Origin of the sequence: Micromonospora auratinigra, from assembly GCF_900089595.1 — a bacterium.
Taxonomy (GTDB): domain Bacteria; phylum Actinomycetota; class Actinomycetes; order Mycobacteriales; family Micromonosporaceae; genus Micromonospora; species Micromonospora auratinigra.
Window position 1 is genome coordinate 373,878 of the sequence record NZ_LT594323.1, and the last position, 12,510, is coordinate 386,387.

The window sequence follows — 12,510 nt, forward strand, 5'->3', positions numbered from 1 at the left end:
CGGTCAGCGTCGGCCAGGTCGGGGACCGCCGTACAGGTGCACCCGTTCGTCCCGATCCCGGACCCAGCGGGCATCGCGGAACAGTTCCGGTCGGGCCGGGGCGTGGGCGACCCGTACCGTCCACTCCTCGTACCACCAGCGGGCGGCGCACTGGCAGCCGGTGAACCGGAAGTTCGCCCGCCAGCGGGCCGACTCGCCCGGCCCGAGCGAGAACAGGCGGGTGCCGACCCGACGCACCGGGAACGACGCGTCGCTCGGCAACCGGTCGACCACCGCCCTGCCGTCGGACCACTGGACCCACAACCCCGCGTCGCGGGCCGCCGACTCGCCGTGCCGGATCTGGTGTGCCGGCTGGTAGCCGGTGGCCTCGTCCAGCAGCACCTCGTGCCCGACGACCCGGTCCGCCGGCAGGGCCGGCAGCGCGTACTCCCGGTCGAGCCGGCCGCGGACGGTGGCCGCGGCGGGGTCGCGGCTGGTCCACCGGAGCCGGATCCGCTGGACGACCAGTCCGCTCATCCGTTCGCCTCCGCGACCAGGCGTTCGGTCGCCAGGCAGGAGATCAGGCAGCGCTCCTTGGCGTCGCCGGTCAGCCGGGCCGTCCAGTCGGTGAAGCCGCCGTCGCCGACCTCCAGCGCGCCGCCGTGCAGGGTGAGGCGCAGCGCGGCCCCGACGTAGTAGCCGCGTCCGCGTCGCCGCTCCGGCTCGTCATGGGGGGTGGCGCCGTCGGCGGCGAGCACCGGGCGGACGGTGTCGGCGAGCCGTTCGCCGACGACCGGGTCGAGGATCGTCACGTGCAGTCGCGGTACGGCCGTGCGGGCGAGGTCGGCGAGGACCGTGTGCCAGAAGGAGAGGTGTCGGGCCAGCAGCCGCGCCTCGGTCCGCCCCGAACCGGTGTCCCTGGCGCTGGAGACGAGCGTGAAGAGCCGGAAGTGGGCCGACGCGCCCGGCCCGAAGTCCTGCGCCCGGAGCACCCGGTGCGCGGCGGCCAGATGCACCTCGTCGCCGTGCCGCCGCCGTGCCGCCGCCTCGACCGCCAGGGCGTTGGTCGGGTCGCTCACCACCTCGGTGCCCCGCATCGTGGTGACGATCCGGTGCTGGCTGACCGGTGCGACGGCGGCGCAGGTGCCGACCGGGGCCACGGGGGACAGCTCCACCCCTGCCACATCGGCCGGCAGCAGCTCCCACAGCCGTCCCTCCACCCGGGACAGCGCGCGGGGATCGACGTCGGCCGGGCGGACGAACCGGTCCTCCCGCCACCGCCGGACGACGTCCGCCGGACGTACCGCCGCCGCACGGTCCCGGGCGACCGTCAGCAGCGCCGTCCGCAGGTCGGCCGCGGGCAGGCCGGCGAGCGCGGCGCGGGTTCCCGCCGGCAGTCCCGCCCACACCCGGCGTTCCGCGCCGGACAGCCCGTCCTCGGTCATGCCCGTCACCATCGCGGAGGCGCCGCGTCGCGTCCACCCGGTTTCGGCTCAGTGCGCGCCGCCGAGGTTGAGCACCACCACCCCGGCGATGACCAGGCCCGCGCCCACCACCTTCGCCACGCTCAGCGGCTCACCCAGGAACGCCGCGCCGATCGCCATGATCGCCGCTGTGCCCAGCCCGGACCAGATCGCGTACGCGACGCCCACCGGGATGTCCTTGACCGTCAGGGAGAGCAGCCCGAACGACAGGACGTACGCCACCACCACGCCCAGCGTGGGCCAGAGTCGGGTGAAGCCGTCGGTGGCCTTGAGCAGGCTGGTGCCGATCACCTCGGCGGAGATCGCCCCGAGCAGGAACAGGTACGCCATCAGCGGACCGTACCCGGGTGGCGGTCGGGGTTGCCGGAGGTCGTGGCCCGAATTCCGGGTGCGCCCGGTGCATCCACCGAGGACGCTGCGGACGAAGTCCCTCATGCAACACCCCACATCGTCCGAACCGAAGGGGAACATGATGAGGAAGACGACCGTGCTCGGTGGCGTGACCGTGGCCCTGGCGGCCAGCCTGGCGGTGGCCGCGCCGGCCTCGGCGGCTCCGGCGAACGACGGGGCGGCCTGCGTGCAGGCCGGTCTGGGCACCCTGAAGAGCCTCGGCCTGCTCCAGGCCGCCGCGCAGCAGAAGGTCGACTACTCGACCCTGGCCGACCCGGTGAACGGCCCGATCTACGCCGCTCTGCCGGCCGGCTCGTACCTGTCCCTGGGCCAGGTCGTGAAGCTGCACCACACCAACCCGACCCTCTTCGCCTGGTGCCGCTGACCCCGGTTCCCGGCCCCCGGAGCTGAGGGGTCGACCTGAGTGGTGCACCTGTTTCACGGAAAGAGTGGCTATCCGACGTCGGATAGCCACTCTTTCCGTGAATTAGCGCCACCGAGGCGCTTGGAGGGGCGTTACGAGAGGGTGCAGGGGGAACCGTTGAGGGTGATCAGGGTGGGGTTGGGGTTGGGGCCGCCGGCGGTCGAGCCGTTGAGGCCGAAGGTGATCTCGGCGCCGGGGGCGACCTTCGCGTTCCAGGAGAGGTTCTTCGCGGTGACCGTGGCGCCGGACTGGGCGACCTGCGCCGACCAGTAGCCGCTCACCTTCTGGTCACCGGTGAACGCCCAGCGCAGGCTCCACCCGTCGATCGCCTTCGAGCCGGTGTTGCGCAGCGTCACCTGGGTGGTGAAGCCGTCCGGCCAGCTGCCGTGCGTGGTGTAGGTGACCGCACAGGTCGGGGCCGGGACCGCCGCCGCGTCGCCCTGGTCGGCGAGGAAGGACGCCAGCCAGGCCAGCGCCGAGTTCCAGTTGATCGCGATCTCGTTGGTCGAGTACGAGTCGATGTTGTCGACGTAGCAGAACATCGGCTTGCAGCCGGCCAGCAGGTTGGCCGCGTACGGGTCCTGGATGCCGGAGTTCGGGCCACCGGCGAGGGAGCCGGCGGGCGGGTTCGGCAGGTTCGGGTCGAGCTGGTGGGCGAAGATCCGGCTGTGCTGGTTGTGCGCGTTCTGCTCGCCCCAGCCGGTCACGTACGACATGTTCAGCGCGTTGCGGCCGAGCAGGTAGTCGGCGGTCTGCACCGCCCCGTCCCGGTACTTCGCGTCCCCGGTCAGGTCGAACGCGGTGCCGAGCACGACCGCGTTGTTCACCACGTTGCTGTTGCTGCCCCAGACGTACGCGTCGGCGGGCAGCGGCAGCCCGTACGCCTGGGCCCGCAGCGTGGTCAGGTACCGGTCGGCGGCGGCGGCCACCGAGGCGCGGATCCGGGTCTTCTCGGCGGCGGGCAGCGTGTTCGGCACGGTGGCCAGGTCGAGCCGGCCCAGCGCGGCCACGCTCTGCCAGCCGAACGCGCCCCCGGCGTCGAAGACGTCGGCGGTGTGCGCCGGCGAGGCGGACAGGTCGGTCAGGTACGCCTTGTTCCCGGTGGTCAGCCACAGCTCGACGGCCGCCCAGTAGAACTCGTCGGTGACGTTGTTGTCCTCGTACGCGCCGCCGCCGTTGCCGTCGGCCGTCGTGGCGTACACCGTCGGGTGGGCCTTGGCCGCCACGTAGGCCGTCTTCGCGGCGGTGCCGCAGCGGGCGGCGAAGGCCGCGTCGTAGGGGGCGAAGAGCCGGGCGCACTGGGCGGCGACGGCGGCCAGGTTGAGGGTGGCCGCGGTGGACGGCGGGTGCAGCTCGCGCGGCTGCGGGTCGTCCTGCGGGGCCAGCGGCAGCCCGGTCCAGTTCCGGTCGTGGATCTTGTGGTGCGCCATCCCGGCGAGCGGCTGGCCGGCCGGCACCTGCATGCGCAGCAGGAACTCCAGCTCCCAGCGCGCCTCGTCGAGGATGTCGGGCACCTTGTTACCGCGCTCGGGCACCCGCAGGGTGGCGTCGCCGAGCGCCGCGCCGCCGCCGGCCGTCGCCGCGGTCTTGGTCCGCTCGAAGGCGTTGAGCAGCTGGTAGGTGGCGATGCCGCCGTTGACCACGTACTTGCCGTGGTCGCCGGCGTCGTACCAGCCGCCGCGCACGTCGAGCCGGTAGTCGCAGACCCCGGCCTGGCACGGCACGTCGGTGTCGCCCTGGTTGGGGGCCACCCCGAGATGCCCGGCCGGGCGGGCGTACGCCGCGCCGATCAGGTCACCGTCGATCGGGGTGCCGCTGCGCTGGGCGTAGAAGAACTGGAGCGAGTCGGCCCGCAGCTTCTCGTAGAGGGTGCCGGAGATGTCGAACGGGTGGCTGGTCTCGCCGTCGACGACGAGGGTGTAGCCGGTGCCCGGGGTGCGGTACGCGGAGAAGTCCACCGTCTGGGTGTGCTGCCCGGACGCCGGGTCCACCCCGCGCGGGCTGGTCTCGCCGCTGGCCACCACCGCGCCGGCGGCCGACTTGAGCTGCCAGGGCAGCGCGTCGGCCGCGTCGGTGACCACGGTGGCGTTCTTCGGGCCGGCGGGCAGGTAGCCGACCTGGTTGACCCGGACCCGCGGCCCGGTGTCCGGCTCGTACGGCGGGGCCGCCTCGCCGCCGCGCAGCGAGACGTTGTCCAGGCAGAAGGTCTGCGCGGCGGGGCTGCCGCCGACCTGGAAGATGAGCTGGGCGTTCGGGTCGTCGGCCGGAGTGGTGAAGGTCTGGTCGACGTGCACGCCGGCGGCGGTCGCCGTGGTCTGCACCGTCGCGTACCCGGTGTAGGGGGCGCTGCCGAGCTGGAGCACCGCCTTGACGGCGGCGTCGGTGGTGGCGGAGACGTCGAAGGAGAGGCGGTACTCGGCGCCGGCGAGCAGTGGCACGGCGCTCTGGCCGATGCCGGCGTCCCACGGGTTCGCCAGGCCGCCGGCGACCGGGGCGCAGAGCCGGCCGTCGGTGACCGCGAGCGTGCCGGTGCCGAACGAGAACCAGGGGTTGACGCCCTCGCTGAAGTCGCCGTTCTTCACCTGCTCGGGCGCGTCCGGGGGGACCTCGGCGTGGGCGGTGCCGGCGGTCACGCCGGTCAGCGCCAGGGTGGTGGCCGCGGCGAGCGCCGTGAGGCGGCGTCGGGATGGGGTCACGGAGGGTCCTTCCGTGCTGTGGGGGTGGTGGCGCGGGGGAGTACCGGAGCTGGGAGCGCTCCCAGTACCGGTCAGATGTTTCCAGCGCGTTCCCTCCCTGTCAATCGATCCGATCGAATGCGCCCCCGGCTCGCCCGACAGTGAGATTCGCCGCGCCACGCGGCATCGTCCTGATCTCCTAGAGACAACTGCGCCCTTCGCCTGGCAGGCTGCCACCCATGACCCTGAAGCTTCGTTCCGTCGGGGCGAGCGACCGAGGGCTGATCCGCAGCGGGAACCAGGACGCGCTCCACGCCGGCAGCTGGCTCGTCGCCGTCGCCGACGGCATGGGCGGCATGGCGGCCGGTGATCTGGCCAGTCGGATCGCCATGGACGCGATGGCCCCGCTCGACGTCGAGACCCCCGAGGACGCGCTGGTCGCCGCCCTGTCCAGCGGCATCGACCTGGCCACCGCGCGGATCCGCCGGGCCGTCGAGGAGGACCCGGAACGCCAGGGCATGGGCACCACCCTGACCGCGCTGCTCTTCGCCCGTACCGGGAGCTGCCTGGCGCTGGCCCACGTCGGCGACTCCCGGGCCTACCTCTACCGGGAGGGGGTGCTGAAGCAGGTCACCCGCGACGACACCTTCGTGCAGATGCTGGTCGACCAGGGCGTGATCACCCCCGAGCAGGCGAGCAGCCACCCCCGCCGGGCGGTGGTCACCCAGGCGTTGCAGGGCGACGAGGTCTCCCCGGCGTACGCGACGATGGTCCCCAGGCCCGGCGACCGGTGGCTGCTGTGCAGCGACGGCCTCTCCAACGTGGTGCGGGCGGACACGCTCGCCGAGGTGCTCGGCGGGTACCCCGACCCCGGGGCGTGCGCGGCCAAGCTGATCGACCTGGCATTGCGGGCCGGCGGCCCGGACAACGTCACCGTGCTGATCGCCGACGTGGTGGAGGAGCCGGCCTGATCAGCGCCGGCGCGGGGCGGCGCGCCGGGTGGGCTCGGCCGTGGTCGGGTCCTCCGGCCACGGATGGCGGGGATACCGCCCGCGCAGCTCGGCCCGGACCTGCGGGTAGCCGACCCGCCAGAACGAGGCCAGGTCGGCGGTGACCGCCACCGGCCGCCCGGCCGGGGAGAGCAGGTGCAGCAGCACCGGCACCCGACCGTCGGCGACCCGCGGCGCGTCCCGCCAACCGAAGGTCTCCTGGAGCTTCACCGCGAGCACCGGGGCGGCCGGGTCGGCGTAGTCGACCCGGATCCGGGATCCGCTGGGCACCGCGATCCGTTCCGGTGCCAGCTCGTCCAGCCGGGCCGCCTGCCGCCAGTCGAGCAGCCGGCGCAACGCCGCCGCCACGTCGATCCGGGTCAGGTCGGCCCGCCGCCGGGCCCGGGCCAGCTCCAGCCCCAGCCAGGTGGGCGCGGCGTCCAGCAACGCCGGGTCGCCGACGTCGGGCCAGTCGTCGCCGAGCGCCTGCCGGCAACAGGCCAGCCGTTGGCGCAGCGCGCTCGCCTCCGGCGTCCAGGTCAGCAGCCCGAGGCCCTCCTGCCGGAGCCCGGTCAGCACCGCCTTGGCGACCCGGTCGCGGTCCGGCGCGGCCAGCGGCCGGTCGACCAGCTCGATCGCGCCCAGCCGGACCACCTCCCGGGCCACCACGTCCCCGCCGGACCAGCCGATCTCCCGCTCGGTGCGCAGCAGCGACCCGGCCGCCTCCCGAGCGGTCGGCTCGTCGATCGGCGCGGCCAGTCGGATCCGGGCGGTCGGCGCGCCGGGGGACCGGTCGGCCACCGCGATCGCCAGCCACGCCGACCCGGCCAGCCCCGACCCGGCCGGCAGCTCCCCGGCGGTCCCGCCCGCCATCAGGTACGCCGACCCGCCGGCCCGGCGTACCCGGGCCACCCGCTCCGGGTACGCCAACCCCACCACCACCCCCGCCGCCAGGTCGTCCGGCAACCACCCCACCCCGCCCCCGCCCCCGCCCCCGGTCCCGGTCCCGGTCCCGGTCCCGGTCCCGGTCCCGGTCCCGCGATCTTGCAGTTTGTGCCCTCGCTCCGGGGCTTTCGTCCCGTTCGTCGGGGCAGGAACTGCAAGATCGCGGGGGAGGGTCGGGTCGGGCGAGGGTGACGGGTCGCGGGGGAGGGCGGTGCGGAGGCGGCGGACCTCGGCGCGCCAGCGGGCGGTGGCGGCGGGGTCGGCGGCGGTACGCAGGCGGCGCCAGCGGGCCGGAAGGTCGTCGCCGCCGGGCGTCTCCTCGGCGAGCAGGGCGACCACCTCGGCGGCCCGGTCGGGGCCGACCCGGGCCGCCCCGTCGAGCAGGGCCCGGGCCAGCCGGGGGTGGGCACCGGCCGCCGCGATGGCCCGTCCCCGGCCGGTGATCCGGCCGTCCTCGTCCAGCGCGCCGAGTGCGGTGAGGGTCTCCCGGGCGACGGTGAGAGCGGCCGGCGGCGGGGGGTCCGGCAGCGCCAGCCCGGTGCCGTCCGGGTCACCCCAGACCGCCAGCTCCAGCGCGAAGCCGGTCAGGTCGGCGGTGGCGATCTCCGGTTCGGGTTGTGCGGCGAGCCGGGCGTGCGTCGCCTCGGACCAGCACCGGTAGACCGCACCGGGAGCCTCCCGCCCGGCCCGGCCGGCCCGCTGGGTGGCGGCCGCCCGGGACACCGGCACGGTGACCAGCGCGCCCAGGCCCCGGGACAGGTCGATCCGGGGCACCCGGCTCAGCCCGGCGTCGACCACGACGCGTACCCCGGGGACGGTCAGGCTGCTCTCCGCCACCGCGGTGGCCAGCACCACCCGTCGCCGTCCGGCCGGGCGCAGCGCCGCGTCCTGGGCGTCCCCCGGCAGTCGTCCGTGCAGCGGCAGCACCGCGACGTGGCCGGCGAGGTCCGCCAGCCGGCGGGACACGGCCGCGATCTCGCCGGTGCCGGGCAGGAACACCAGCACGTCGCCGTCGCGCTCGCGCAGCGCCCGCCGGACGGTCTGCGCCACGTGGTCCAGCAGCGCGGGCGCGACCCGGCCCGGGCCCGGCGCGACCACCGGCCGGGGCGGGGGTGCCCAGATCCGGGTCACCGGGTGCAGGGCTGCCTCCGCGCGGATCACCGGCGCGGGCCGGTCCGCGCCGCCGAGCAGGGCGGCGAACCGGTCCGCCTGCGGGGTGGCCGACATCGCCAGCAGCCACAGGTCGGGCCGGAGTGCCCCCCGGGCCTCGACGCCGAAGGCGAGCGCCAGGTCGGCGTCGAGCTGCCGCTCGTGGCACTCGTCGAGCAGTACCGCGCCCACTCCGGGCAGCTCCGGATCGTGGTGCAGCCGGCGGACCAGCAGCCCGGTGGTGACCACCTCGACCCGGGTGTCCGGCCCGACCCGCCGCTCGCCGCGCACGGCGTACCCGATCCGGCCGCCGACCCGCTCGCCGAGCAGGGCGGCCATCCGGTGTGCGGCCGCCCGGGCGGCGACCCGCCGGGGCTGGGCGACCACCACCCGGCCGCTCACCTCGTCGGCCACCGCCAGCGGCGCCAGGGTGGTCTTACCGGTGCCCGGGGGCGCCACCAGGACCGCGGCGCCCGCGGTGCGCAGCGCGCCGACCAGCGCGGGCAGCACCGGTCGGACCGGCAGGGCGAGGGTGACGTCGGAGAGCACGCCCCACTCTCGCACCCGGGCCGAGGCGCGGCGGACACCGGATGTGGACCTGTTGGTGCTGCGCGCACAGGGCAGGGCCCGGTCGGTGAACCACCGACCGGGCCGCCGTGGACGTGACGATGGCCGGGCCCGCCGACCCGGCCACCGTCGCCACCCCCTAGTAGGTCCCCTGCAGCTGCCCGCGCAGCTTGGTCAGTGCCCGGGCCAGCAGCCGGGACACGTGCATCTGGGAGACGCCGATCTGGTCGGCGATCTGCGACTGGGTCAGGTTGCCGTAGAAGCGCAGCGTGAGGATCTTCTGCTCGCGCTCGTCCAGCGTCGCCAGCGCCGGCCCGAGGGCCACCCGCAGCTCGGCCAGCTCGAACTCGGAGTCCTCGCCGCCGAGCATGTCGCCCAGCTCGGTCGCCCGCTCGCCGTCGCCGGTCGGGGTGGAGAGCGAGACCGCGTTGTACGCGCGGGCACCCTCCAGGCCCTCCAGCACCTCTTCCTCGGTGAGCTTGAGGTGGGCGGCGATGTCGGCGACCGTCGGCGAGCGGCCCAGGCTCTGCAGCAGCGTGCTGTTGGCGTCGGAGATGGCCAGCCGCAGCTCCTGGAGGCGACGCGGCACCCGGATGTCCCAGGTGCGGTCCCGGAAGTGCCGCTTCAGCTCGCCGATGATGGTCGGGATGGCGTAGCCGGCGAAGTCGACCCCGCGGGTGGGGTCGAACTTGTCGATCGCCTTGATCAGGCCGACCGCGGCGGTCTGGGCCAGGTCGTCGGTGGGCTCGCCGCGGCCGCTGTAGCGGTGGGCGAGGTGGTTGGCGAGCGGCAGCCAGGCCTCGATCGCCCGGTCCCGCAGCGCGGCGCGCGACGGGTGACCGGCGGGCAGTGCGGCCATGGCGTGCAGCAGGTCGGTGGCGCTGTCGGTCAGCGCCCGCGGGTCCAGCTTCGTGGAGGTGGCCGACGGTGTCGCCGCCTGCTGGTCCAAGGTCTTCGCGGTCATGGGTGGTCCTCCCTGCACCTCGTCCGCGGGAAAAAGACGTGACGCTTTGGTTTAGCTTCGAGTAGTCCGTTCGGGAGCCACCTTAACCCGATCGTCTCGCAGAAATCTAGCCGAAAGTACGATGTACTTAAGTAGTGAATGGGTTGAAGCATGACTTAACGGGGCAAGAAGTCCGGGTCAGCTGCGCCCGAGCGGCCCATCGGGCCCGTCCGGTCGGTGAATCTCCTTCCGCCGAGCGGTCAATTCGAAACCCGACAACCGGCGCGGACTGTCGGCTTTCCGTCGTTGTTCCGCTGACGAGACCGCCCGTAGCGTTCCGGGTGGAACACGTCTACGGAGGCATCGTGCTCGATCCCGCCGCCCCGCAACTCGTCGTCAACGCCCGGACCCTGCTGTTCAGCTGGCTCCCGGCGGACCCCGACGCGGTCGCGGCGCTCGTCCCGGCCGGCCTGCCGGTCCGCCCCGACCACCAGGTCTTCCTCTGTCAGTACGTGGTGGACGACGAGACCCAGACCTCCGGCTTCGGGGCGTACTCGCTGACCTACCTGGGCGTCTCGCTGGACGGCGCGGTGTCGCCCGACGGGGAGACCCCGGCCGGCTGGTGGACCCACTACCTCGCCTCCAGCCCCCGGGTACGCGAGTACGCCGCCGCCCGTGGCGCGCCCGCCGCCCCCGGACGGACCACGGTGGAGATCCGCCGGGAGGCGCTGGTCGCCGAGACCTGGGCCGACGACGTCCCGGTGATCCGGGTGCGGGGCCGGGCCGGGCACACCAGCCACACCAGCCACAGCGGCCACCACCGTTACCTGACCCACCAGGACGGTCAGGTCGTCGTCGCCGACTACCCGTACGTGGCCGAACCGGTGTCGCCGTTCGAGATCGAGTCGGTGGAGTTCCTCGCCCCGGAGCACCCGGTCTACCCGCTACGCCCGGCCAACCCGCTCCAGGTCTGCTGGGGCTTCTACTCGCCCCGGGTGTCCTTCGCGTACCCGGCCCGGCCGGCCACCCCGACCGAGCCGCCGGCGGTTCACCACGTGCCCGACCGCCGCGCCCGCAGCGGCCTGCCGTCCGGGTCGTAGACCAGCCGGTACGCGGGCAGCGCCCAGACCCGGGTACGCCAGGGCAGCCGCTCCGCCCGGTGCGGGCGCAACCGCCCCGGCGGACGGGGCCCGACCCGCCCTTCGGCGTGCCACCGGTCCAGCGCCTCGGCCGCCGCGATGATCGCGGTGACCGCCTCCGCGGGGTCCAGCAGGTCGTGGTCCTCGGCACCGTCCGGGTCCCGGTCCAGGTGCTCCCGCCACAGCCGCAGCCGCAGGTCCCGGGCGAAGACCCGGGCACCGTCGCCGAGCCCCGCCGGATCGGTGGGCGAGCGCTCGTCGCGGGTCTCGTCCAGCACCGCGCAGGACAGCTCGCTGTCGTGGGTCCACGACCGCCGGTTGAAGTTGTCGCTGCCCACGCTGACCCACACGTCGTCGACCACACAGACCTTGGCGTGCACGTAGACCGGGGTGCCCTCGTGGTTCTCCACGTCGAAGACGTGCACCCGGTCCGGGGCGGCCCGGTGGCACAGCGACAGCGCCTGCTCCCGGCCCACCAGGTTGGGCGGCAGCGCCAGCCGGCCGTCGACGTCCGGGTGGCGGGGCACCACCGCGACCAGGTGCAGGTCCGGGTGCTCGCGCAACGCCTGGGCGAAGAGTTCGGCCACCTCCGTCGACCAGAGGTACTGGTCCTCCAGGTAGATCAGCCGCCGGGCCCGGCGTACCGCCTTGGTGTAGCCACGGGCCACCGTCCGCTCGCCGTCCGGGGCGAACGAGTAGCGGGGGCGGACCGCCGGATAGGTGCGCAGCACCTGGATCTGGTGCGGTCCGCAGGCCGGGGGATCGGCCGGCTGGTCGGGCAGCGGGTCGGGGCTCAGGTCCGCGCCGCGCAGCCGGTCCCGCAGGTACGCGAGGGGATTCTCCGAGTCCAGTGGCATCGGGTCGGTCCACCGTTCCCGGAACGTGGTGTCCAGCGCGCCGACCACCGGACCGCGCACCGCGAGCTGGATGTCGTGCCACGGCGGGTGGTCGCCGTACTTCGGCGACATCGCCACCGCCTGCGGGTCGCCCCGGTGCGTGGCGTCGTCGCGGCGGCTGTGGCACAGGTCGATCCCGCCGGCGAAGGCGATGTCGCGCGCCGGGTCGTCCGGGTGGCGCAGCACCACCAGCTTCTGGTGGTGCGAGCCGCCGCGCCGGACCCGCTGGTCGAGCAGCACCTCACCACCGGCCGCGCAGAGCGCCTCGCTCAGGCTGCGGTTCTCCGCCTCGCTGTAGGAGAGCGCGTCGAGGTGCGAGCGCCAGATCAGCCCCTTGACGATCACCCCGCGCTGGGCGGCCTGCGCGAAGAGCTGCACCACGGTCGGGCCGTCGGGGCGCATCCGCTGGTCGGGGTCGCCCCGCCAGTCGGTGAAGAAGAGGTGGTCGCCGGCCTTGAGGGCCTCCACCTCCTCGACCAGGCGGTCGAAGTAGGCGCTGCCGTGAATCAACGGCTCGGCGAGGTTTCCCGTCGTCCAGACGGGTAATTCTGAGCCCGGGTTGGCGCGTTCCGGTGCGGTGAGGAACCAGTCCCGCATGGTCACGTTCCAGCCTCCCGAGGTCGACACCGTCCTCACGGTAGGACCCCCGGCTCCGACCTGCACGTCGACCGTCCCAGGTCACCGCAGGCGTGGCGCGGGCGGCGCCCGCCGCATCCCTGGACCGCAGAGCACCGAGGAGGCCACAGCATGCCCGCCGAGACGACGAACACCGTGACCGAGTACCGCGAGCAGGCGGTCGAGAGCGAGCGGGGTGCGCTGGTGGCGGTGCTGGTGATGGTGCTGCTCGGATTGGCCGGCATCTTCGCCGTCTCCTAGCCGACCGGTGGCGGCGGCGGGCGCCCCGGCACGTGCCGGGACGCCCGCCGTGAG

The 12,510-nt window shown here is 74.5% G+C and carries 11 protein-coding genes; 4 read left to right on the forward strand and 7 right to left on the reverse strand.

Going from position 1 to position 12,510, the window contains the following annotated elements; genetic code table 11:
* Window positions 1-3: 3 nt before the first annotated feature.
* The 3 genes from GA0070611_RS01780 to GA0070611_RS01790 are packed head-to-tail and all read right to left on the reverse strand — an operon-like array spanning window position 4 to window position 1,796.
* Window positions 4-516: a hypothetical protein gene (locus GA0070611_RS01780; protein WP_091656184.1), complete on the reverse strand. Its 513-nt coding sequence runs from the start codon at window positions 514-516 to the stop codon at window positions 4-6.
* Window positions 513-1,424: a hypothetical protein gene (locus GA0070611_RS01785; protein ID WP_091672314.1), complete on the reverse strand. Its 912-nt coding sequence runs from the start codon at window positions 1,422-1,424 to the stop codon at window positions 513-515. The genes GA0070611_RS01780 and GA0070611_RS01785 overlap by 4 nt, the downstream gene beginning before the upstream one ends.
* Before the next feature lie 48 nt (window positions 1,425-1,472).
* Window positions 1,473-1,796, reverse strand: coding sequence for a DMT family transporter (locus GA0070611_RS01790; RefSeq protein ID WP_407940425.1), 324 nt, complete (start codon window positions 1,794-1,796; stop codon window positions 1,473-1,475).
* Between the two features lie 139 nt (window positions 1,797-1,935).
* Between GA0070611_RS01790 and GA0070611_RS01795 the strand changes: the two genes are divergently transcribed.
* Window positions 1,936-2,238 carry a hypothetical protein gene (locus GA0070611_RS01795; RefSeq protein WP_157740161.1) on the forward strand — a complete coding sequence of 101 codons (303 nt, stop codon included), beginning with the start codon at window positions 1,936-1,938 and terminating at the stop codon, window positions 2,236-2,238.
* A 131-nt stretch (window positions 2,239-2,369) separates the two neighbouring features.
* Here the strand turns inward: GA0070611_RS01795 and GA0070611_RS01800 are convergent, their stop codons facing one another.
* On the reverse strand, window positions 2,370-4,973 hold the full coding sequence (locus GA0070611_RS01800; protein WP_091656190.1) for a glycoside hydrolase family 9 protein: 2,604 nt from the start codon (window positions 4,971-4,973) through the stop codon (window positions 2,370-2,372).
* Window positions 4,974-5,191: 218 nt separating this feature from the next.
* On the opposite strand from GA0070611_RS01800, the gene GA0070611_RS01805 reads away from it, so the two are divergent.
* Window positions 5,192-5,923 (forward strand): PP2C family protein-serine/threonine phosphatase, encoded by a 732-nt coding sequence (locus GA0070611_RS01805; protein WP_091656192.1) that lies wholly within the window; start codon window positions 5,192-5,194, stop codon window positions 5,921-5,923.
* On the opposite strand, the gene GA0070611_RS32460 is transcribed toward GA0070611_RS01805, so the two are convergent.
* Together GA0070611_RS32460 and GA0070611_RS01815 are read right to left on the reverse strand one after the other, a co-directional pair.
* Window positions 5,924-8,584 carry an ATP-dependent RNA helicase gene (locus GA0070611_RS32460; RefSeq protein ID WP_091656195.1) on the reverse strand — a complete coding sequence of 887 codons (2,661 nt, stop codon included), beginning with the start codon at window positions 8,582-8,584 and terminating at the stop codon, window positions 5,924-5,926.
* 157 nt (window positions 8,585-8,741) lie between these two features.
* Window positions 8,742-9,566, reverse strand: a complete 825-nt coding sequence (locus tag GA0070611_RS01815; RefSeq protein WP_091656197.1) for a SigB/SigF/SigG family RNA polymerase sigma factor — start codon at window positions 9,564-9,566, stop codon at window positions 8,742-8,744.
* A gap of 320 nt (window positions 9,567-9,886) precedes the next feature.
* Between GA0070611_RS01815 and GA0070611_RS01820 the strand changes: the two genes are divergently transcribed.
* Window positions 9,887-10,645, forward strand: a complete 759-nt coding sequence (locus tag GA0070611_RS01820; RefSeq protein ID WP_231921299.1) for an acetoacetate decarboxylase family protein — start codon at window positions 9,887-9,889, stop codon at window positions 10,643-10,645.
* Here the strand turns inward: GA0070611_RS01820 and GA0070611_RS01825 are convergent.
* Window positions 10,594-12,183: a phospholipase D family protein gene (locus GA0070611_RS01825; RefSeq protein ID WP_091656200.1), complete on the reverse strand. Its 1,590-nt coding sequence runs from the start codon at window positions 12,181-12,183 to the stop codon at window positions 10,594-10,596. The genes GA0070611_RS01820 and GA0070611_RS01825 overlap by 52 nt on opposite strands.
* Before the next feature lie 144 nt (window positions 12,184-12,327).
* On the opposite strand from GA0070611_RS01825, the gene GA0070611_RS32120 reads away from it, so the two are divergent.
* Entirely contained in the window at window positions 12,328-12,456 is a 129-nt protein-coding gene (locus GA0070611_RS32120; RefSeq protein WP_269456345.1) for a hypothetical protein, read from the forward strand.
* The last annotated feature ends 54 nt before the right edge of the window (window positions 12,457-12,510 follow it).

Bases quoted from the DNA above. Each gene is read 5' to 3' on its own strand.
- GA0070611_RS01795 (WP_157740161.1), top strand. From the start codon at position 1,936: ATGAGGAAGACGACCGTGCTCGGTGGCGTGACCGTGGCCCTGGCGGCC.
- GA0070611_RS01780 (WP_091656184.1), bottom strand. From the start codon at position 516: ATGAGCGGACTGGTCGTCCAGCGGATCCGGCTCCGGTGGACCAGCCGC.
- GA0070611_RS01815 (WP_091656197.1), bottom strand. From the start codon at position 9,566: ATGACCGCGAAGACCTTGGACCAGCAGGCGGCGACACCGTCGGCCACC.
- GA0070611_RS01785 (WP_091672314.1), bottom strand. From the start codon at position 1,424: ATGACCGAGGACGGGCTGTCCGGCGCGGAACGCCGGGTGTGGGCGGGA.
- GA0070611_RS01805 (WP_091656192.1), top strand. From the start codon at position 5,192: ATGACCCTGAAGCTTCGTTCCGTCGGGGCGAGCGACCGAGGGCTGATC.
- GA0070611_RS32120 (WP_269456345.1), top strand. From the start codon at position 12,328: ATGCCCGCCGAGACGACGAACACCGTGACCGAGTACCGCGAGCAGGCG.